Raw genomic sequence first — 19,290 nt, forward strand, 5'->3', positions numbered from 1 at the left:
TAGTCCGCACAGTCCTCTGTGCGGACGAGCGGTCCCCGGCAGCCCGCTCCACGGACGGCCCCTTGGCAGCCCTTATCTCTTCCTGACCTCCCAATCCCTCTTCCTCTCCTCTGCCCTCCGCCTGATCTCGGCATCTGAAATCTCTTCAACCACCGCCTCCCAATCTCCGCCCTTCTTCAGTGTCTCCTGCGCCAGGGCGGCGTATCCCTCATCCCTCTGCCAACTCCCTTCCGGCAGGCTCTCCAGCCATGCCCGGCCCGCTTCGGGATCTTTCGTGAGCTTCGGCAGGATCGCATCCGCGAAATAGCCTCCTACTTCCTCGCGATGCGGCAGCGTCAGCGCCCACTGCGCCAGTTCCTCCGGCTCGCCTTTCATCAACTGCGAGCTGAAGTACTCCGCTCCGCCATTGTCCCGCAGGGTCTGCCACTGGCCTCCCTCGATCGCGCGATCGACCGCGAATCTGATTCCCGGCAATTGCTTGCCCACTTGATTCAGAAGCAAGCGCGCCGCCTGCGCCCGGTCCGCCGTCGGTATCTTCTCCCATTCAGCGCCGATCGTTGCAGGATCTTGGTAGCGCAGGCCACTGGCCCAACCGGTCATCGCATGTAGGCGTTCCGTCCCCGCGGGCAAATCCAGCCAGCCATCGACCCGCACGCGGTCTTCGGGCAACAGCGGTGCACTCAGCCAAGCCTGCCGCAGGTGCATTTCCATCTCCTCCTCGCTGGCGTCGATCCGCAGCACCTTCTCCTTCAGCTTGTTTGCGGCTTCATCGCTGTCCACATCCTCGAACAGGAAGCCCGCCGCATCCCTCCGCAGCCGCGGCGGCATCTCCCCGAGCACCGCTATCATCGCATCGGGATCCTTCAGCGCGACCATCTGTGCCCAGCGTGTGGTCAGCTCCATCGATCCCAGGCCCAGCTTTCTCAGCGCGGTCCACGATTCCCGGGGATTCGCCATGAAGGCCTCGTCGAAGGCCCCGCTCGAATTGAGGAATCCTTCCTCCTTGGCTGCCGTCAGAGCACCTTCGATATCCACCATTGCCCACGCCTTGAGCAGTCGCCACTGGATGTCAGCGCGGCGTGAGGCACTCATCGTCTCCTCGGCGAGGTCGTCCCAAGCCTGGCGATATTCATCGGCCCGGGTCTTCCCGCCGCCTCGCGCGGCGCTGCGGTTAGCGGCCTCTGCTCCGGTATTCGTAGTACTTCGTGCCGGCCCCTTGCCTGGGACTTCCGTCTTCGTTCCGCCGCGCGATGCCAACGCAGCCAAGCCCAGGCCGGCCAGCAAAGCCAGCACGTGGGTGAAAACCCGGGGCAGATGCGAACTCGTCTTCATGGCTGCGAAGGGGAGGGGATTCGTTGCTTCAATTCCGCATCCGTGATCTGCGCGCGCAGGCTCTCAGCCAAGTCCGGATACCTCCCCGCGACCACGCGTGCCAAACTGAACAGGGCCATCTCGCGATCGATCCCCGGTGGCAACGCCTGCACCCAAGTAGTGTAGTTTTCGCGCTCTTCCTCATCGTTCTGCCAACTGCGGCGGTTCCAAGCATCCAGCCGTGCCTCCCGATCCGCCTCTGTATCCGCGGGCACCTGCTGCAGCAGTTCCAGAAAGCGGTCGGGCTCCGCGTGGTCGAACTCCCGGAGCGCGGTGTGCAGTACCCGCGCGTTGCGTTCAGCCGCCGGCAAGTCCGCCAGCAAGATCATCGCTCCGGCGGGATCTTCACCCACCAGCCGCTCGAAGACGCGATCCCGCAGCGCTTCCGGACTGGCCGCCGCCAGCTCCGGCGTGGCCGCCCGCACTGCCTCCAGAACTTCCTGCGCCGTCGCCTCGCCACGGCGGAAGGCGCGCGGCCAATCGTGGTCATTGCCCAGCACCTGATCCACATCATGCCGGCAGATCTCCGCGCGTGACTGCGCGTCGTCCTGCTTGCCGGCATAGGCTAGCCGCTCCTCCAGGCTCAGCGTGGTGTCACTCGCCAAGGTCTCCTGGAGTTTCGGATTGGTCCGGATGCCCTCACGGAATTCAGCGGGTAAACTCTCGTCCGCCATCAGCTCCCGCAACCACTCGGCGCGGGGCTTTCCGGGATTGAAGTAGGTCAGAAGTCCCGGCTTGTTCTCCGCCGCCGCCAGCTTCGCGAACTCGGCGCGACGTTCCGCCGGCCAAGTCTGGTAGAGGCTACCGATAAACTCATTCCAGCTCTCCTTGCTCGCGCTCGACTTCACCTTCGCGATCAAGTCCAGATCCGCTTCAAGCGCCACGACACGGGCGAAGCTGTTCGCCACGCTCCGTCCCATGCCGGTCTTCTCTGCGCTCGCCAGCATCGGCAGCAGCGCGGCGGCGCCTTTTGCTTTCAACTGCAACTCAACCGCTTTCCAAAACTGCTGCCGCACCATCGTGCCGGTCGGGCCGTCCAGCGACTTCGCCCATTGGAAGAACTCCTCCGGATCCTTCCCCAGCCAGTGATAAATCAAGGCCACCGCCTCCGGGGAGTCCGGTCGATCTCCAGCCGGCTCGACCACATATGACAGCGCCAGCGTATCCAGCGCCGCCGCGATGTCCGCCGGGGGGCTCATCGACCCGATCCGCTTCATCGCCTCTGTCCTCGCTTCCTGCTTCAGCCCGGGCACGAAGGTCTCATCCGCCGCAGCCTTCGCCGCAGCCAAAACCTTTGCCGCTCCCGCTGAAAGCTCATTCCTCCGCTCTGCCCCGGAGACTTGCGATTCCGGGGCGGGTTTCCTGTCGCCATCGCTCGTCCCGCCGGCTTGGTAGATCGCCCAACCCGCACCCAGCGCCAGAGCGTGGGTCAAGATGTTACGGAGAGGATGGCTCATCCCAATCCCCTAACAGGCCGCGCGCCGTCCGGGGAAGAGAAGATTGAAGACTTCATCTCTTCTTCACAGACCTGCTCTAAGATTTGCACTTGGTGACTGGTAATTCTCATCACGCCATGTTCGCTCGCTTTCTTTTCCCTTTTCTGGCGCTTCCCCTCTTCGCGGAGGAGGCTGCGCCAGCCCAATCGATCAGCCACTGGCAAAACCCTGCCGGCACCGTCACCGTCACCTGCTCCGACTCGAAGGTCGAAACCCTCATCCAAGACCAAAAGCGCGAGCTCGATCACCAATGCTGGCTCGTCAATGGCCAGCCCGTTGTCTGGAACACCGTTCCCGCTATCGACCGCGAGATGCACTTCATCGGCTTCCCGCTCGCCGCCGGGGACCAGAGCTACTGGCTGGACGACCGCTTCCTCGTCTTCACCACCGCCGCGGCATCGAGCGCTGCCGGGCAGGAAAGCGTCGCCGTCATCGATAGCCAGACCCGCGAGGTCCTCGTCTCCAACTACGTCGCCAGTTGCAGCACCGCTCCCGATCGCAAGAGCTGGGCCGCCATCGCCTACCGCTCCGCGCCCCGCCGGGAAAGCCGCACCGGCAAGGAAATGGACACCCTCTACCTGATCGAGCCCGCCGCCATGGCCCGCGATCTCGCGAAGGTCGTTGCTTACTCGAGCCCCTCGGCCCACATCCCCGCCGTCCAGCTCTACTCCCTGGCGATGACCAAGCCGCTCTGGACGCCCGATGGCAAAAACATCCTGCTCATCCTCTGCAAGCCCGATGGAGCGATGCAAGCGGCCCGCATCGACGTCGCGGCACGCAGCATCGCCAGGCTCATCCCATTGTCCTCGCTCCAGGCCAGCTACGAGGACCGCACCGCCTACGACATCACCGCGGAGATCGACGCCCGCTACCAGCCAGCCCTTCGAGCCGTGCGGGAGCAGCTCCTGCTGCCCGGTCCCGCGCCGCTCATCGAAGAAATTTGGCCGGCGATTTACAATCCCACGGACTCCAGCCCGCGTCGCGACGGAGGACCGCCTGAACCGGAGATCTACGAGGACAGCGCCAAATTCATCGCCCACTTCCACCAGCGCAAGGATCCCGGCTTCATCACCGCGAACGATGCCAGCGCAAACCTGCAATGGCGTGCCGAGCACGTGATTATCATCAATGCGGATCTCGTCTCCGTCTCCATGTCGGAAGGCCACATCGACGTCACCGGCATCTATCAGCGCAACCACAGCGGCAAGTCCTGGGACCTCATCGCCGAGCAAGGCGGCAAATTCCGCGACCGCAGCCTCAAGGATCTCCCGCAGGAAGCCCAGCCAGCCAAGTAGCGAAACTAACCTTCGTGTTGCCCCATGCCCGCGGCGCAGCCGCCTTCGGACTGCTGGGATCATTCACAGCTTTCGAGTGCATCCTCACGGCGCGCTGCTCTATCAGAATGAACCAGCCCCACCGCTCCGGCACCGCCAGCCATTTCGTTTGCTTCTCGCCGGAGTATCACCGCGAATCACACGGCTCCAAGCACCCCAATCTTCTGCCTGTCCACCCGCAACTCAATCCTCCCCTGTGAAAACCAGCCACTCATACTCCTCCTCGGTCATCGCCCAGTAACCTTTGCCATCTTCGCGAATCACGACGAACTCCCGGCATTCGCCAAGGATCGCGAAGATGCTCTTCGCCTTGTCACGAATCCCGAAAACCCCCTTCGGATTTCTGCCGGGAGCATGGATCCAAACGACCTCATCAAGCATGTAGGCATCCAGCGATGCTTCCGCAGTCGAGAAGTCCCTTGGATCCGAGTCCGGAATCCTGAGTAGCGGGACCGCGTCGTAAGGGGTGATCCGATCCCAAACCTCCCGGAACCGGTCCTCAGACGGGGGCTGGTTTTTTGGTCCTCCGATCTCTTCCTCCATCCGCTCTTCAGGAGATTTTCCCGACATCTTGCGCGCAAGCTAACACCCTTCACGCCTCAAACAATCCCATAGGCAAAGCAAGCTCACTTACCCGTCTCTTCAAAATTCGCGCCCATTCGCGGTTAGGAAATCTCCCTACTCCGCCTTCTTCTCTTCTGCTGCCACCACCACCGGCCGCCTCTCCGTGATCGCCACTATGCTGCCGAGTCCCTGCCGCTCATCATTGAACCACAGGAAGCTCCCTTCCACCGTCATCACCCCATTCTCCGCCTTTGAGATCCGCGCCGGATCCGCGAAGGGCGAACTCTCCAGCACCCAGATCGAACGCTTCGAGTTGTCCTTCCCGATGTCTTCCTTGGCCGGCGCGAATTCAGTCCAGACGAAGCTTTCGGCATACCCGCTCAAACGCACCCGCTTGCCATCGTAGCGCGCCGGATTCGCCAGCAGGGTGGGGAAGTCGATCGCTTGTGCCTTCACCGTCTCGCCCTCCATCTCCCGCGTCGCGGTTTTCATTTGCTCCTGCGGCACATGCTGTCTCAGGAACTCCTCCACACAGGCCTGCCATGCCTTCCGTGATGCCTGATCCGCCGACGCTCTGACATCCCGCCGCTGGTCATCCAGGATGATCAAGCCATAGCAGCGGCGCGGCTCCGCACCCACGCTCTCAAGGCCCTCCACCGGGAGCTTCCGCAGCTGTTCGAGGAATGCTGCGACCACATCTTCCGATACCTCACCGCTGTGGGCATGCGTGGTGAAGCGGAAGGAGTCCTGGTGCACCCCGCGGAACTCGTAGCCCGCCGAGTAACTGATCCGCAGCTTCTTCCCCAGCTCGGGGCAACGGATCTCCAAATGCTGGCGATAGTCGTAGTCCAGCGTCGCGCTCTTCGTCTGGTCAGAAAGATCGAGGTAAAGCTCACACAGCCTCCGCTTCGCCTCCCGCTCCCGGCTCTCACGGATCGTTGGGAATTTCATCCCGGGATAGGCCGCGATGTCGGTGATCTTGAAGACATCCGGCGGCAGCGCATCCACATCAAAGCGCTTCTCCAGCCAACGGCCATCCTCGAAGCAGCGGACTGTCACCACCAAGTTCGAATTCTCCGGCAGCTTCTCCGGCTCGGTTAGAGTCTTGAAGATCGCCAGGCACTTGTCCCCATTCTCCTGACCGCCCGGCTGCGTGCCGCCGCCACCCTGGTGCGCCCAGTTGTAGATCTCCCGTTCGTTTCCCGTGCCCTGCTTGGAAAGCCAGAAAGTATACACCGTGTGGAAGTCCTCCGTCTGCGGCCGATCGTCATTCGCGTAGATGACCTCCACCAGCCGCTGGTCGGGCACCTCGGCAGGCGCCGCCTCCTGTGCATCCGCAGCAGCAAGAGCCAAGACCGGCAGCAGGAACAACGACGACGACAGCAAGAGCTTCCTCACACCGCCATTGTGCCCGCAGCCCACCTTGAAGGCAATTCATCACCCGCATCTCAAAAATTCGCGTCCATTCGCGGTTTCAAATCCAAGTCCCTTGAACCTACCTCATGCGTTAGGGAATAATCGAGCCACGCGCGACCAGCTTGCCCGCACGGCAGGCCGGACAAGATTCATCCTCCTCCGGGCGTGGCGTGATCTGCCCCTTGGTGGAGCAGGTGGGGCAAACCAGGTCCGGCAGCACCGTGGCGAGGAATGCCTGATAGACTTCTTCCGACGGATGCGAGGTCCCGGTGAAGGGCGGCAACCACCAGCCCGTCACCCGCCACTTCCCATCGTGGAAGCGGCGGACGCGGAGAGACTCGCCGGGTTCCGGTGCCCACTCCGAGGTCCGGGAGTGAAACATGAGAAACGCGGCACAAGCGCGGCAGTAGGCATAGCTGCCAAAGGCCTGGTGCGACCAACCAGCGACAGTGCTGAAGTCACATGCCGTGCAGCCGTATCGTGGAAGGATGCCGTTCATGCTCCAAGCATCGTCACCACAAAACCCACCGCCACCATCACATGCAGCGCCAGGAAAGCCCGGCACGCCCACAGCATCCCGTGGTCACCCTTCGCCTTCGCGATCTCCCCGGCCTGCTCCCAATCCACCCACATCGTCACCCCCACATTCGCACCCGGCGTGAAGCCCTGCCGGTTGCGAATGCAATACGGCCGGATCCACCCCAGCCAAAGCAGGATGGTGCCGATCAGGTAGATGAAGAAGACTGGGCCCATAAAAGCATGCGCATGCGCTCCAGCTTTGAACCGCCCGGCGCGGTTTATGTCACTCCGGAAATCCGTGGGATCGACATGCATGCCTATCTTCAGCCAAACTCGACTCGTGCGAACCACTCTCCTGACCATCATGGGACTCTTCTCCTTACTCTCCGGCACCCGGGCAAAAGACGAGGAGACACCTGCACCTGCACCGGCCCCAAGCGCAGCACCCGAGCCCGCCGACGCGAAGCCCGAGGATGCCGGGCGCGAGCTGCGGAAGAAGATCCTCTCCCAAACCGCAAAGGACCTCGGCATCGCGCCGAGCCCGGAGTTTCCCCGCATCTACGGGGTGCTCGTGGAGTGGCCCTTGGGCAAGACCACGGCCACCATCCTTTCCATGAGCACGGGTGCGGCGAGCCTCTACACCACCTCCAGCTACGGGATCATCGGCGGCGAGCCCCACGAAAGGGTCGCCGGGGCTGCCAAGGCCGCGGTCCGCGCTGCCGACAAACATTTCGACGCAGCCAAGCCGGTGAAGGAGTTCCCATACCCCGCTGCGGGCCGCGTGAATTTTTACCTCCTGGGATTCGATGGCGTCAGGATGCTTGAGACGGATCTAGCCGGCATCGAGGACGAGAGCAGCCCCTACGTGCATTTGTTCTATCAGGGGCAAAACGTTCTCGGCCAACTCCGGCTCGTGGCGGAGAAGAAGGACCAAGAGCAGGGCAAGAAGTAGTCCTGACTGGCACTCAGCTAGAGTGGTATCGCATGGGCGCCGGGATTTCCTCCTCTTCTCCCGCCTCGATCGGCTGGATGCTCGTGATCCTCACCAGCTCGCCCCGCCACCCGCCCATGTGGCCGCCGCAGCCATTGCAGAAGTCGTAAGTGCCTTCCACCCTGATGGGCGTGTCGCCGAAATCGTATCGCTCGATTTTCTGCTCGGCGTATCGGGACATCCCCCCGAGCCAGACGCAGTTCCCGTCGTGCCAGAACTCGTCCTTGCTCGCGGAGAAGCTGCTGTTCTCGAATCCGTGCTGATAGTAGCCGCTCATGGCGATCCGTTTGCCGTCATAGATCGCGGGGTTTTTCAGCAAGGTCGCAAAGTCGAGCTCGAGTGGCTTCACGCCCTCGCCCTCGATCGTCCGGATGTTTTCCCTCCACTGGTCAGCAGGCGCGTAGGTTTTCAATCCATTGTCGAAGAAGTCCTGCCACTTCCGCCGGGCCTCCCGCTGAGGCCCTGCCGTGATCGGGTGAGATTTTCCGTTGATCCTCAAACAACCCTTGGGCTGGTCCCCGTCTTCTTTACCCACGTCCAGCTCCTTCAGCGGCAGCTCGCAGACTTCCTGCAGCAGGCGCTCGCAGCCATGCTTCGACAGAGCGCCACAGTAGCTCCGGGTCCTCAGGGTCAGGCTTTCCAGCATCAGCCCCCAGATCCAATATCCTGTCGAGTAACACAGGATGCCCTTCTCCTGCACTGGGTAATAGATGAGGCCCAGCGACTGCGTGAATCGGAGCTGCTGGTTCTCCGAGTGCGTATCATCATTGATGCTAATGTGGAAACTGCCTTCGTGCGAGCCCGACTGGGTCGCATGGAACATGGGCACGACGATTGGCCGGGGATTCATCATCCCACCATGACGGTCCCCGCGGGATCTGCAAGCCGCCACGAATTCGTTTGAAAATCAGAGCTTAGAAATTAGTCATTTCTCCCCCGTGTCTCCATCCGCGCTCGGCGAACTGCTCTCTATCTTCGAGGAAAACTTCCGCACCCGCGGCGAGATCGGCGCCTCCGTGAGTGTCTGGTGGCGGGGGGAGGAAATCCTCTCGGAAGGCCATGGCTGGTGCGAAAAGGAGCAGCAGCGGGCATGGACCACGCAGACCCTCGCGCCCGTCTACTCCGCCACCAAGGGCCCCTCCGCCGCCACGCTCCTGCTCGTGCTCGATGAACGCGGCCTCGGCCCGGATACCCTGGTGCGCGAAGTCTGGCCCGCCTTCCCCGTGGCGGAAGCCACCTTCGCCCATCTGCTCTCCCACCAGTGCGGACTCGCAGCCCTGGACCGCAAGGCCTCCGTATGGGATCACGCCGATGTCATCGCCGCCATCGAGGCGCAAACGCCGGCATGGCGCCCCGGCGACGGCCACGGCTACCATCCCCGCACCTTCGGCGCGCTCGTCGATGAACCGGTTCGCCGTCTAACAGGACAAACCCTCGGCCAGGTCTGGCGCGAGAAAATCGCCGCGCCCCTCGGCCTTGAATTCTGGATCGGCCTGCCCGAAAGCGAGCACCACCGCGTCGCCCGCCTCTACCCGGGGAAGGCCGGCGCGGAGGACATGCAGAGTGGCTTCTACAAGGAATTCAATACCGAGGGCAGCATCGTCCGCCGCGCCTTCGGCTCACCGCGCGGCCTTCACTCCGTGCAGGAGATGAATGACCCGAAGGCCTGGTCCGCCGGCTTGCCCGCGATGGGCGGCATCGGCACCGCCAGCGCCCTCGCGAAGTTCTACCAAGCTGCCATCGGTGCCATCGCCTCGCCTCTAACAGACGCGGTCAGGCAGGCCCTCGCCCAAGTCCGTATCAGCGGCGATGACCGCGTGCTCGTCCGCCCCACTGCCTTTTCTTGCGGCTGCCAGCTCGATCCCGTGGACGCAAATGGCCACAAGCTCCGCGAACTCTACGGCCCCTCACCCCAGGCCTTCGGCCACCCCGGTGCCGGCGGCAGCCACGCGCTCGGCGATCCCGATAGCGGCCTCAGCTTCGCCTATCTCATGAACCAGATGGAGCTCAACGTCTTCCCCGGGCCGAAGAGTACCGACATGGTTCGCGCCTTGTTTTCTACCTAGGCTGCCCCTAACATCTCCTCCGATCTCCTCCGATCTCCTCCGATCTCCTCCGATCTCCTCCGATCTCCTCCGATCTCCTCCGATCTCCTCCGATCTCCTCCGATCTCCTCCGATCTCCTCCGATCTCCTCCGATCTCCTCCGATCTCCTCCGATCTCCTCCGATCTCCTCCGATCTCCTCCGATTCCAATCCCGCCGACGCTGAAGACAGAAGCGAAGAGATCCGCTGGATCCGGCAGCAGCACGAGGTGGTGGTGAATTACCTGCAGGCCCAGGGTTGCGAACACGGCGGCGTCGCCACCTGGCCCGCTTTTCACCTCCTCGATCCCCACCTCGCCCTCTGGGCCGTGCAGTCGGTCACGACCGCCGGCAAGATCGGCTGGTGGGCGATCAGCGGCGACCTGCCGACCGACTACATGAGTAGTAGCAGCGGCTACCACCCGCGCGATGCCATGCGCCACTTCAGCCGTGAGTGGCTCGACGTCGCCGCCCACATGCGCGAAGGCAGGGAACACCCGCGCACCAAGATCGGCCGCCCCGAGCTCTGGCCCACCATGGCACCCATTCTCGAAAAGCGGACCGAACTCCTGCAAGAGTGCGCCGACGACGAGGACATGTGGGACGGCTACTGACTCGCCCCAATCCCAGCGCCCTGCGGAGAGCGGACACTTCTGTCAGCACAGAAAAAGAAGAACGGCAAACCTGCCGCCCTCCCATACTGCCCTCAACCCCTTCCTTCCGCGGAGCGCGCGCCACTCGATGATTGGAAGATTAGCGATTGGTGATTTCCTCCGGCATGGGCCTCTTCGACGAATTTATCCCCGATCCCTCGATCGCTTGCCCGAAGTGCGCTGAAGGAGCTCTCGAAGGCTTCCAAGGCAAGCATTCCGGACACGCCCTGTTCGTCTGGCGCCAAGGCATCGCCCACCCGATCCGCCAGATGGTCGACGAGGAGATCCGTTGGAGTGACGAGCAACTTGAGAAGTTCCGCCTTCCCGCCGATGAACCAATCGCGGCTGGTTTCGGCACCTGCGACTCCTGCGGCTATCAGAGCTCCTACTGGGTCGATATCGTTCTCAGCGATGGCATCTGGACCGGCGTCAGCGCAGACGGCCCGCCACTTCCCGCCATCCACCTCAACCATGGCTGGATCCAGTGCCCAGGCTGCACGGCTGCCTACTTTCTAGGCATCCGCGGCCTCTACTTCTGCGAACCCTGCAAGCGCCTCCTCCGCTGACCTGTCAGCGCCCTGCGGAGTGCGGACACTTCTGTCCGCACAAAAAAAGAAGGACGGCACCAAGCCGTCCTTCCCCAAATCACTTGACGATTCCTTCCTCAATCAATCGAGGAAGCGGATCTTCCCCGGGATCTTCGGCAGCTCCCCGCGTGCCATCGCCGCGTGTTGCTCATCGCTGCAGGCCGAGTTCGTCGGCGCATCCGCCTCCGCTTCGCTGGCTTCCAGCAGGCCGTTCTTGATCAGGTAAGCCTCTACCTCATCGCCGGACACATCCGCCAGCATCGTGCCATTCACCTCCACACAGGGGGAGAGGCCTTGGCCGCTGCGCTGCTCCATCTCCCAGCGGAAGGCCGGATTCTTGATGATGTCCTTCTCTTCGAACTGCAGGTCATACTTCCGCATGATCGCGCGCACGCCTTCGCTCCAGCCGCAGAAGGTCTTCAAATAGGCGGTGATTTCCGGTTGGGGCTTGCTCATGGCGCGCAGCATACCCGGATCTCCCGCCCCGGCAAGTGCGGGAATAGCGTAGAAAATCCAGCCTCCACCAAGGCCCCCACAAAACAAACTCCCCAAAACCGCGGCCCTCCTATTCAATCCTCCACCATCAATCTCCAATCTCCATCGTCGTCCCCCGCGACCGTCCCCATCGTCACCCGCGACGATGGCTGGATCTACCTCTGCGCCTGCCTCCTGTCCGTCATGCCGGTGATCTGCCTCACCCTCGAGTGGCTCGCCGCCTGCCTCTGGCTCGGCCATGCCCCCGACCCGAAGCTGCACCGCCCCATGGCGATCTCCGGCCTCTCCTCCATCCTCCACGGCCTCACCCTTCTCGCCGTCACCGCCTTCCTGCCCACCAGCATCGGCGTCACCATCGCCGCCTTCATGGCCTGGGGGAATCGCCCCCGCGCTTGGCGCACCCTCGGCGCCATCGCCTTCCTCACCACCGGCAGCGCCGCCATCTGGATCGCGAATCCCTTCGATGCCGTCCACTGGTGGCTCGCCTGATGCCGCTGTGAGGCCCCGCTCGCCCCATTCCCAAGTCCCAGCCAGATCCAGCGGCTTTCACCACAATTTCACCGATCCTCCCTCACCGCGATATCTGACGCGTGCGAACCTATCCCACCGTCGGCCCTCGCAGTGAAATGAATACCTGGCATCCATCGGATCCTCTTCCCTCGCCGTCCCAGCCTCTGGATGAGGAAATGCTTCCTCAACCCTTCCGCTCGGCCGACTTCATCCGACCGCTCTTCAAGATCGCCCTCTTCGCGGTCGCGCCCTTGCTCATCGCTCTCTTCGAGGCCGCCTTCGAATTCTTGCTTGGACCCGATGGCGTAAAAAGCGAGGTGGGGAAGTTGATGGTCCTTCTCCTTGTTTCCCTGCAGATCTGCGCCGGGTTTTTCATGATCCCCGCCTTCCTAGTGGTGATCATGCAAGCCGTCTATGATCGCTACATCGGCCGCCGTGAGATTCTTGCCTTAGTGATGGTTTCTGTCTTCGTCGTCGCGGGCTACGTTGCCGGCATTATCTTACTCGCAAGTTGGGACACCCCTCCTTGATTCGTCCTCCCTCAGACCATGCTCCCCACGGACACCAGTGACGATCCCGCCCCCGGGCTCCGCTACCGCTCACGTCCCTTCGTCCGGCACCTCATCCTCGCCGCTGTCTTCGCGGCTCTGCCCCTCGCTTTCATCCTGCTCGGATTCGGCATCGTGCGACTGGGCGACGCCTACCCTCAATCCTTCCTCGACGAACTTGGCGTCAAACTCGCCATCGCCGGAGCCTGCCTGATCCCACTCGCCCTCCTCCTCTTGTTGGGGCTTCTCAGCATGGTCGTGGAATTCCAGCAACTCGAGCGCCGCGAACGCTGGATACTCCGCTTTGCCATCCTTTTCCTTACCCTCGGCCTGCTCGTTTCCGCGCCGCTTTCCCTCATGCTCATCCGCTAGCCGGACAGGTTGCATTCGCCCGGCTCCAGTGCTAATGCTGCCAGTCGTAGTCCCCGGACATAACGTGATGTGATATGACCAGCCAACTCATCGCCTCCCATCCCGCCCGGGTTCTCAGCCCGCAGCGCTACCGCTCGCCGGTCTTCGTCCGCTACCTCACCGCCCTGGTTCTTGCCGGCACCTTGCCCGTCGTCTTCCTCTACCTTCGCTTCCTCGCGCAGAATACCCTGGCCACCCGCTGGGCCCAGGCAGGCGAGCTCATCGACGGCGTCCTCGCGGACTGCCACCGCACCTTTTTTGGTGTCGCCTTTCCCTTCGTCTTCATCCTGCTGACCTTGGCCTACAGCCACCCCCGGCTCCAGCGCGCCGAGTGCCACGCCCTCCTCCTCAGCGCCCTCTTCCTTCTCGGTGGCTGCATCAGCTCCGCCGCGTTCATCCGGTTCTGAGTTCCACCTAACAGAACCCGTGCCCCCTTTGCGGCGCAGCCGCTATCGGAGTGCGCACGAGCATCGCCCCTTCTCCGGAATTTCACAGCATCCTCCTTGGACTTCCTGTGAGGCCTCATTAGCGTGATCCAATGCCATCGACTCCCGAGGCACCCGCGATCCCGCAAGAACAAGCGCCGCCACCGCCGCGCTTCCGCTCCCGCGAATTCACCCGCCACCTCGCGGAAGTCATCGCCCTCGGCAGCACCCCGCTGATCCTCGGCGCGATCAACTGGGCCCTCTGCACCTGGCAGGGGATCGATCCCATCCCACCCAGCGGCCCCCTTTGGTTCAGCTTGCTCTGCCTCCTCGTCGTCCTCTCCGCCCTCGCTGGCGCCATCGGCTACCTCATCATCGCCATCCGGGTCTGGCACTCGTCTTTCCTCGATCCCGGTGAACGCCTCGCCATCTGGGCCGCCGAATACTTCTTCATCTCCGGCTACGCCGCCCTGATCATCCTACGGTAAGCATCGTAGCCCGACCTCCGCACTCCGCGCTTCCCTCCGTGTAAAATCAGCGTCAATCGGCCCTCTGTGATCCCGGCCTCCTTGACTCGTCCGCAGCGATCTCCTGTCCTCGATGGCAATTAGGATCGGCCCTTACCATGAAGCCTTCCGCAAAATTCGTCGCTGGCTTGGCTGCCGTGCTCGCGCTCGCGATCTCTGCACTACTCACACTGCGGCCCGCCAAGCGGGAAGACAGGGAACCCAGTCCAGCACCCATCCGTGCCTCCGCCCGGGAGCCTGCCGCAAGCGCCACCACCGCGGGCACCGATCACCACCGGACCGATGCCAAGCTTTCAGCCGCCGAGCGCCAGGCCGCCCTCGATCTGATAGAGCGCATGCGCGGCCCCGCGCAGAAGTTCCCCGTAACGCGGATGGCCGACGAGGGAGAGGCATTTCCCCGCGAGCTGCTGGATGAATTGGCGGCCATGAATGCCTCGCAATTCCAGATCGTGCTGCTCGCCATGGGGAAGGACCAGACGATCCACTTCGGATCCCGGACCACGATCGCGGTCCACGGGATTATCGCCTGGATGAAGGAGCAAAAGCATGCAGGCCGTCAGGAGCTGGAAGTGGTGCTGGGATGCATTGAGGAACTCCTGCCGGAATTTCCACGCGGCCACAGCACGCTCCTGGTGATGAACACGATCAACTCGGGTGCCCGCTGGGATTGTGAAACGATGGGCGACTTCATCCTGAAGCACTCGGATCTCTGCGGCGGGCCAGATAGCCGGGACTTCGACCTCTTGAGGCAGTCCATGCTCAGATACGCCAGTGGTCCCGAGCTGGCGCTGGCGCAAATCAAGCAACTCGGCATGCCCGCCGACCTCCAGGAAGCCGGCAGGCAGATCGCGTATTGTGGCAGTGCCAGCGGCGCCGAACCACAGACCGTGATGGCTGCATTCCAGCAAATCCACGCGGAATACGGCGATGGTCCCCAGACCGCAGGGCTGCGTGCCGGAATCGTGGCCGGCTTGGGCGAGCGCCTCACTGCGTGGTCACCCGCTCAGGTTGATCCCTGGCTACAGGCCTCCGACCTCAGCGATGCGGAGCGGGGGATACTGCTGGAGAGAATCTCCCTGCCACGGAATCCGCAGACCGCACTGGACTGGATCCACTGGATCGAGCCGCGACTCCCATCGGACAAGACTGCACAGCAGATCACCGCGCTGGGAAACCAGTGGGCTTTCGAAGACCAAGCCGCTGCGGAGCGCTGGATCTCCGCACTGCCGGAAGGCCAAACCCGCACCCTGGCCGTGCAGGGCTTCCTGCAAGTGGCCAGGGATCCCGCCGCGCGCGAGCGCGTCGGCGCCCTCGCGGCGGAGTGAGAGACCCCGCCGACTCCTCTGTCATATCCAGTCCCCCCCTTTGCGGCGCAGCCGCTCTTGGAGTGCGCGCGAGCATCGCCGCTTTGCGGGCGGAGCTTCTCATTACGACGCCATCCAAGTTCTCGCTTGGCTCGCCCCGACCGAAATCCCATCTCTTCATCCGTGTAAATCCGTGCCCATCCGTGGTTAGCTGAAATCTTCCCAACCATGAACCGCCTCCTCTTCATTTTTCTCCTCTTCATCTCCAGCGCCCGCGCCTGCTACTGGGATCGCGATACCCTCGCTGAGGAAGCCAAGGGCCAGCTTGATGTTGTCAAAGCCAGCATCGGCTGGTTCGACCGCTACCCGCCGCACTACTACGAAATGCGCCTTGAGCGCGTGACCAAGGAAATCACCGCCGATCCCAAACAGCTCGATCTCTACGATGACGCCGGCGTCGCCTGCAGCCGCCTCGGTCAACACACCAAGGCCATTGCATGGATGACCTTGAAGAAGGCCATTCTCGACACCCTGCCACAGGACGCCAGCACCGCCGAAGCCCGCTACCGCTACCTTTCCAACACCGGCACCTTCCACCTCGTCCGCTGGATGACCGCGCCGGAAGCCGAGCGCAATGCCGACCTAACGGACCTCCGCGAATCCGAAAAGCTCATCGCCGCCGCCCTCGAACTGAACCCCGACGCCCACTTCGGCCGCGAGAAGTTTCAGCACATGCTCATCACCTGGCTGCTGGATCCCGCGCTGGATCACAAGCGGTATCAAAACAGCAACTTTCTCCGCCAGAACACCGCAGGCAACCACGGCGGCGAAGGGCAGGAAAAGCCTCAGGGCGGCGCGGACTACACCTATGCTGAGTCCACCCGTGGCATCACCGGCCTCATCCAGCTTGGCGCTGCTTGGGAGAGTGTGGATACCTTCCGGGCTTTGCAAACCAGCCTCGGCGGCGAACACCGCAACTACCTTGCCAAGCTCGCCGAACTGCGCCTCGAGCAATTGCGGAAGGCGGGCAATACCTCGCTGCATCCCTCCGCAGCGATCCGCGAGCTCGCCGCCGAGGGTTCGGAGAGCGGCATGATCTATGGCGAGAGTACGATTGCTGGCTACTTCCAAGGCGCCCGCGCCGCCGCCACCGAACGCGAGACGGCATGGCTCGCCTATCAGGAAGAATGCTTCGCCAAGGGCGAACATCCCGACACTCACCCGCAATTCTGGTCTGCCTGGAAAGAACCCGTGTTCCCCGAAATACCCGAGCGCGGCTTCAGCGATGAAATCGAGCGCAATCCCATAGGCTTCTTCATTCTCGTCCTCGGTACTATCGGACTGCTGGTCCTCGCCGCGATCGTCAGCCTCATCGTCCGGGCGAAACGAAAGCCCCGTCCCATCCCCACTGCGCAAGAGGCCGACTAACAGAAGGCGCGTGCAATCGGAAGCACGGAGCCCCCAAGGAAGTGTTGTTCTCCAAGCGTCAATTGAGTGTCGCCCTCCGAACGTCATTTCGCGGGCAAGCTTCTTTCAGAAGCGGGACCAAGCCCCACACCCGCTGCGATCTCATCGGTAAGGATCATCCGCAAGCAGCTCCTTGCCCTTGATGCACTTGAGCCCATCGCTCCCCAGCTGAAACTCCATCAGCGCGCGCCCGCCCTTCTCCACCACGAAGACCTCTTCCTCGTGGCCCGTCTTCCAGCCGATCTTCAGATCGCGTTCCCAGGGAATGGAGGTCTGCTGTCTCGCATCCATCCCTTCGTCCTGCTGCACTAACAAGCGCAGGCAGCCATCCAGGGCAGGCGCTTCGCTGCCCTCGTAGCATAGCCCGTATGCAAGGGTTCGCCCGGAAGGGGACCAGGCCTCGACCCGGAAGCGGATCGGCACACAAAAAAGCACCACCGTCCCGATCACCATGGCCACAAGCATCACAACGGCCAGAGCGATCACCAGCGGCTTCTTCATGCTTCACGGAAACGCTTTGGTTTTGGAAAATCAAGGCACCCGTCACCGCAAAGCTGCTTTTTAGGGACAAGGCCCCCCACGCGAACCGGAACCCCCATCCGGTCTCCTCCTCATCATCTTCATCCGTCCTTCTCCCCATCTTCTCTTGGCTCACGCCGCCATCGGGCTAGATTGAATCCCTCTCATCATGCTCCGCCTGCTAGCCATCCTCCTTCTCTGCATCTCCGGCGCCCGCGCCTGCCTCTGGGACCGCGATACCCTCGAGGAGGAGGCCAAGGGCAAGCTCGATACCGTCAATGCCATCGTCGGCTGGTTCGACCGCTACCCGCCGCACTACTATCAGATGCGCCTCGACCGCGTGACCAAAGAGCTCGCCGTCGATCCGCAACTACTAGACCTCTACGATGACGCAGCCGTCGCCTCCAGCCGCCTCGGCCAGCATACCAAAGCCATCGCCTGGATGACCTTGAAGAAAGCCATCCTCGATACCCTCCCGCAGGACAGCACCACTGCCGAAGCCCGCTACCGCTACCTCTCGAATACCGGCACCTTCCACCTCATCCGCTGGATCGGGATGCCGCAGGCGGAGCGCAATGCCGACCTCGCCGATCTCAGGACATCCGAAGACTTCATCGCCCGTGCCCTCGAGATCAACCCCGACGCCCACTTCGGCCGGGAGAAGTTCCAGCTCATGCTGATCCGCTGGTTGCTCAACCCGGATCCCGTGGCGGACGATTATCACGATGCGAATTTCCTCAATTTGGAAACGAGTATCCGCATGCATCTGGGAGTCGATCAGATGCCGAAAGAATTTACCCTGGAGCAAGCGCGCCTGGGGATCACAGGCTTGGTCCAACTCGGCGCCGCTTGGGAAAGCGTTGATGTTTTTCAAACCTTGCAGGTCTGTCTGAGTGCCGAGAAAAACGGGACCTTGGCACGGCTGGCCCGTCTGCGGGTGCAAGAGCTGCTGGCGGAAGGAGCCACTTCGCTTCATCCTTCCAAGGAGGTCGACGGGCAATATCGGGAGCCCTTCAACTTCAAGGACACGGTCGCTGGCGAGAAGCAGATCGACCGCTTTTACCTGCACGCCCGCGCCGCCGCCAAGCAACGCGAAGCAAAATGGATCGCCTATCAGGAAGAACGCTTCGCCAAGGGCATGCATCCCGATACCCAGCCGGACTTCTGGAGTAGCTGGCAGGAACCGCCTTTCCCCGAACTGCCCCTGCGCCAGTGGATGGAAAGGAATCCCGGATTCTCTCTATTGCTAATCTTGGCTGGACCGGCCCTCGGTCTCTGGATACTCGCAAAAGGGAGCAAGCTACTCGCGAAGCGCTCAAGCAGTGGTCCTCAAATGGCCTCATGACCCGCCCCACGATCAGCATCAACTTCGCCATCTCCGCCGATGGCAAGATCTCCAGCGCGGCCAAGCGTCCCTCCGGCTGGACCTCCGCCGCCGACAAGGCCCGGCTCAAGCAACTCCGTGAAGGTGCCGATGCCCTCATCGTCGGCCGCGGCACCCTCGAGGCCGACCGCATGACCATGGCCGCCCCGGCGAATCCCTGGCGCTGCATCGTCTCCCGCAGTGGCCGCCTCGATCCCGCGCACCCGCTCTTCCACAGCCCCGGCGGTCCCATCCATCTCCTCATCACCGATAGCGAGGCCGAGGCACCCTCCATCCCGGGCATCGCCATCCACCGCGGCAGCTTGGGCGACTTTCTAACAGAACTCTCCGCCGCCGGCATCCGCCACCTCCATTGCGAAGGGGGAGGGGAGCTCGTCCGCGAACTCGCCACCCAGGACCTCATCGATGAGATCCACCTCACCTGGGCCGGCCACACCCTCTTCGGCGGCCGCGAGGCACCCACCATCACCGGCATTCCCGCCGACTTCCTACCCGCCTCACGCGGCTACGAGCTCACTCACTTCGAGCCGCAGCCCGATACCGGCGAGTGCTTCCTCAGCTACCGCCGCGTGCCCTAGCAAGCCTAGCGCCCTGTGGAGGGCGGACACTCTTGTCCGCCTGCGAACGGGCACACGCCGCCCATTCTGAATCGTTTCCAAGCCAGCGCCACCTCATGCCACAGGCAG

The 19,290-nt window shown here is 62.9% G+C and carries 23 protein-coding genes; 14 read left to right on the forward strand and 9 right to left on the reverse strand.

Translation table 11 applies throughout. The features are described from left to right. Nucleotides 1–72: 72 nt before the first annotated feature. The gene (locus BV071_RS26655; protein WP_035613879.1) at nt 73–1,332 is read right to left on the reverse strand and encodes a hypothetical protein; all 1,260 of its coding nucleotides are present in this window, start codon (nt 1,330–1,332) and stop codon (nt 73–75) included. Beyond that, entirely contained in the window at nt 1,329–2,804 is a 1,476-nt protein-coding gene (locus BV071_RS26660) for a hypothetical protein (protein WP_265594938.1), read from the reverse strand. The genes BV071_RS26655 and BV071_RS26660 overlap by 4 nt, the downstream gene beginning before the upstream one ends. A 140-nt stretch (nt 2,805–2,944) precedes the next feature. Between BV071_RS26660 and BV071_RS26665 the strand changes: the two genes are divergently transcribed. Further along, a complete protein-coding gene (locus BV071_RS26665; protein ID WP_035613883.1) occupies nt 2,945–4,162 on the forward strand; it encodes a hypothetical protein in 1,218 nt (405 codons plus the stop codon). A gap of 222 nt (nt 4,163–4,384) precedes the next feature. Here the strand turns inward: BV071_RS26665 and BV071_RS26670 are convergent, their stop codons facing one another. From BV071_RS26670 to BV071_RS26685, 4 genes are all read right to left on the reverse strand, one after another. Beyond that, nucleotides 4,385–4,744, reverse strand: coding sequence for a hypothetical protein (locus tag BV071_RS26670; RefSeq protein ID WP_035613885.1), 360 nt, complete (start codon nt 4,742–4,744; stop codon nt 4,385–4,387). Between the two features lie 135 nt (nt 4,745–4,879). Further along, on the reverse strand, nt 4,880–6,163 hold the full coding sequence (locus BV071_RS26675) for a hypothetical protein (RefSeq protein ID WP_265594939.1): 1,284 nt from the start codon (nt 6,161–6,163) through the stop codon (nt 4,880–4,882). Nucleotides 6,164–6,272: 109 nt separating this feature from the next. Beyond that, the gene (locus tag BV071_RS26680; protein ID WP_265594940.1) at nt 6,273–6,680 is read right to left on the reverse strand and encodes a hypothetical protein; all 408 of its coding nucleotides are present in this window, start codon (nt 6,678–6,680) and stop codon (nt 6,273–6,275) included. Beyond that, the gene (locus BV071_RS26685; protein ID WP_035613891.1) at nt 6,677–6,934 is read right to left on the reverse strand and encodes a hypothetical protein; all 258 of its coding nucleotides are present in this window, start codon (nt 6,932–6,934) and stop codon (nt 6,677–6,679) included. Before BV071_RS26685 ends, BV071_RS26680 begins: the two co-directional genes overlap by 4 nt. Nucleotides 6,935–7,040: 106 nt before the next feature. On the opposite strand from BV071_RS26685, the gene BV071_RS26690 reads away from it, so the two are divergent. Then, nucleotides 7,041–7,652, forward strand: coding sequence for a hypothetical protein (locus BV071_RS26690; protein ID WP_265594941.1), 612 nt, complete (start codon nt 7,041–7,043; stop codon nt 7,650–7,652). 13 nt (nt 7,653–7,665) lie between these two features. Here BV071_RS26690 and BV071_RS26695 read toward each other — a convergent pair whose 3' ends face one another. After that, nucleotides 7,666–8,514: a hypothetical protein gene (locus BV071_RS26695; RefSeq protein WP_035613895.1), complete on the reverse strand. Its 849-nt coding sequence runs from the start codon at nt 8,512–8,514 to the stop codon at nt 7,666–7,668. Nucleotides 8,515–8,629: 115 nt separating this feature from the next. Here BV071_RS26695 and BV071_RS26700 point away from each other — a divergent pair, with 115 nt between their 5' ends. The 3 genes from BV071_RS26700 (at nt 8,630) to BV071_RS26710 (ending at nt 10,993) form a co-directional block, all read left to right on the forward strand. Beyond that, entirely contained in the window at nt 8,630–9,757 is a 1,128-nt protein-coding gene (locus tag BV071_RS26700) for a serine hydrolase domain-containing protein (protein WP_052573923.1), read from the forward strand. A 229-nt stretch (nt 9,758–9,986) separates the two neighbouring features. Continuing rightward, nucleotides 9,987–10,388: a DUF4826 family protein gene (locus BV071_RS35840; protein WP_265594968.1), complete on the forward strand. Its 402-nt coding sequence runs from the start codon at nt 9,987–9,989 to the stop codon at nt 10,386–10,388. Between the two features lie 149 nt (nt 10,389–10,537). Further along, on the forward strand, nt 10,538–10,993 hold the full coding sequence (locus tag BV071_RS26710) for a hypothetical protein (RefSeq protein ID WP_265594942.1): 456 nt from the start codon (nt 10,538–10,540) through the stop codon (nt 10,991–10,993). A gap of 102 nt (nt 10,994–11,095) precedes the next feature. On the opposite strand, the gene BV071_RS26715 is transcribed toward BV071_RS26710, so the two are convergent. Beyond that, nucleotides 11,096–11,470, reverse strand: coding sequence for a glutaredoxin (locus tag BV071_RS26715; protein ID WP_035614210.1), 375 nt, complete (start codon nt 11,468–11,470; stop codon nt 11,096–11,098). Between the two features lie 222 nt (nt 11,471–11,692). Between BV071_RS26715 and BV071_RS26720 the strand changes: the two genes are divergently transcribed. The 7 genes from BV071_RS26720 (at nt 11,693) to BV071_RS26750 (ending at nt 16,662) form a co-directional block, all read left to right on the forward strand. After that, complete coding sequence (locus tag BV071_RS26720) at nt 11,693–11,998, forward strand: hypothetical protein (protein ID WP_035613906.1); 306 nt, start codon at nt 11,693–11,695, stop codon at nt 11,996–11,998. 197 nt (nt 11,999–12,195) lie between these two features. After that, a complete protein-coding gene (locus BV071_RS26725; RefSeq protein ID WP_265594943.1) occupies nt 12,196–12,549 on the forward strand; it encodes a hypothetical protein in 354 nt (117 codons plus the stop codon). An 18-nt stretch (nt 12,550–12,567) separates the two neighbouring features. Beyond that, nucleotides 12,568–12,939 carry a hypothetical protein gene (locus BV071_RS26730; RefSeq protein ID WP_035613911.1) on the forward strand — a complete coding sequence of 124 codons (372 nt, stop codon included), beginning with the start codon at nt 12,568–12,570 and terminating at the stop codon, nt 12,937–12,939. Nucleotides 12,940–13,013: 74 nt separating this feature from the next. Beyond that, nucleotides 13,014–13,385 (forward strand): hypothetical protein, encoded by a 372-nt coding sequence (locus tag BV071_RS26735; protein WP_035613914.1) that lies wholly within the window; start codon nt 13,014–13,016, stop codon nt 13,383–13,385. 131 nt (nt 13,386–13,516) lie between these two features. Next, a complete protein-coding gene (locus BV071_RS26740) occupies nt 13,517–13,891 on the forward strand; it encodes a hypothetical protein (RefSeq protein ID WP_035613917.1) in 375 nt (124 codons plus the stop codon). A 137-nt stretch (nt 13,892–14,028) separates the two neighbouring features. Next, on the forward strand, nt 14,029–15,255 hold the full coding sequence (locus tag BV071_RS26745) for a hypothetical protein (RefSeq protein ID WP_035613920.1): 1,227 nt from the start codon (nt 14,029–14,031) through the stop codon (nt 15,253–15,255). Nucleotides 15,256–15,462: 207 nt separating this feature from the next. After that, nucleotides 15,463–16,662 (forward strand): hypothetical protein, encoded by a 1,200-nt coding sequence (locus BV071_RS26750; RefSeq protein ID WP_035613922.1) that lies wholly within the window; start codon nt 15,463–15,465, stop codon nt 16,660–16,662. Nucleotides 16,663–16,803: 141 nt separating this feature from the next. On the opposite strand, the gene BV071_RS26755 is transcribed toward BV071_RS26750, so the two are convergent. Continuing rightward, complete coding sequence (locus BV071_RS26755; protein WP_035613925.1) at nt 16,804–17,202, reverse strand: hypothetical protein; 399 nt, start codon at nt 17,200–17,202, stop codon at nt 16,804–16,806. 187 nt (nt 17,203–17,389) lie between these two features. Between BV071_RS26755 and BV071_RS26760 the strand changes: the two genes are divergently transcribed. Both BV071_RS26760 and BV071_RS26765 read left to right on the forward strand, forming a co-directional pair. Next, nucleotides 17,390–18,565: a hypothetical protein gene (locus BV071_RS26760; protein WP_035613928.1), complete on the forward strand. Its 1,176-nt coding sequence runs from the start codon at nt 17,390–17,392 to the stop codon at nt 18,563–18,565. Then, the gene (locus BV071_RS26765; protein ID WP_035613931.1) at nt 18,562–19,182 is read left to right on the forward strand and encodes a dihydrofolate reductase family protein; all 621 of its coding nucleotides are present in this window, start codon (nt 18,562–18,564) and stop codon (nt 19,180–19,182) included. The genes BV071_RS26760 and BV071_RS26765 overlap by 4 nt, the downstream gene beginning before the upstream one ends. Nucleotides 19,183–19,290 lie beyond the last annotated feature (108 nt).

Source organism: Haloferula sp. BvORR071, from assembly GCF_000739615.1.
In the GTDB taxonomy this organism is placed as follows: domain Bacteria; phylum Verrucomicrobiota; class Verrucomicrobiia; order Verrucomicrobiales; family Akkermansiaceae; genus Haloferula.

Coding starts and splice junctions, on each gene's coding strand:
- BV071_RS26685 (WP_035613891.1), bottom strand. CDS start 6,934: ATGGGCCCAGTCTTCTTCATCTACCTGATCGGCACCATCCTGCTTTGG.
- BV071_RS26740 (WP_035613917.1), top strand. CDS start 13,517: ATGCCATCGACTCCCGAGGCACCCGCGATCCCGCAAGAACAAGCGCCG.
- BV071_RS26720 (WP_035613906.1), top strand. CDS start 11,693: ATGCCGGTGATCTGCCTCACCCTCGAGTGGCTCGCCGCCTGCCTCTGG.
- BV071_RS26745 (WP_035613920.1), top strand. CDS start 14,029: ATGAAGCCTTCCGCAAAATTCGTCGCTGGCTTGGCTGCCGTGCTCGCG.
- BV071_RS26750 (WP_035613922.1), top strand. CDS start 15,463: ATGAACCGCCTCCTCTTCATTTTTCTCCTCTTCATCTCCAGCGCCCGC.
- BV071_RS26665 (WP_035613883.1), top strand. CDS start 2,945: ATGTTCGCTCGCTTTCTTTTCCCTTTTCTGGCGCTTCCCCTCTTCGCG.
- BV071_RS26765 (WP_035613931.1), top strand. CDS start 18,562: ATGACCCGCCCCACGATCAGCATCAACTTCGCCATCTCCGCCGATGGC.
- BV071_RS26735 (WP_035613914.1), top strand. CDS start 13,014: ATGACCAGCCAACTCATCGCCTCCCATCCCGCCCGGGTTCTCAGCCCG.
- BV071_RS26680 (WP_265594940.1), bottom strand. CDS start 6,680: ATGAACGGCATCCTTCCACGATACGGCTGCACGGCATGTGACTTCAGC.
- BV071_RS26715 (WP_035614210.1), bottom strand. CDS start 11,470: ATGAGCAAGCCCCAACCGGAAATCACCGCCTATTTGAAGACCTTCTGC.
- BV071_RS26695 (WP_035613895.1), bottom strand. CDS start 8,514: ATGTTCCATGCGACCCAGTCGGGCTCGCACGAAGGCAGTTTCCACATT.
- BV071_RS26755 (WP_035613925.1), bottom strand. CDS start 17,202: ATGAAGAAGCCGCTGGTGATCGCTCTGGCCGTTGTGATGCTTGTGGCC.
- BV071_RS26655 (WP_035613879.1), bottom strand. CDS start 1,332: ATGAAGACGAGTTCGCATCTGCCCCGGGTTTTCACCCACGTGCTGGCT.
- BV071_RS26725 (WP_265594943.1), top strand. CDS start 12,196: ATGCTTCCTCAACCCTTCCGCTCGGCCGACTTCATCCGACCGCTCTTC.
- BV071_RS26730 (WP_035613911.1), top strand. CDS start 12,568: ATGCTCCCCACGGACACCAGTGACGATCCCGCCCCCGGGCTCCGCTAC.
- BV071_RS26760 (WP_035613928.1), top strand. CDS start 17,390: ATGCTCCGCCTGCTAGCCATCCTCCTTCTCTGCATCTCCGGCGCCCGC.
- BV071_RS26670 (WP_035613885.1), bottom strand. CDS start 4,744: ATGGAGGAAGAGATCGGAGGACCAAAAAACCAGCCCCCGTCTGAGGAC.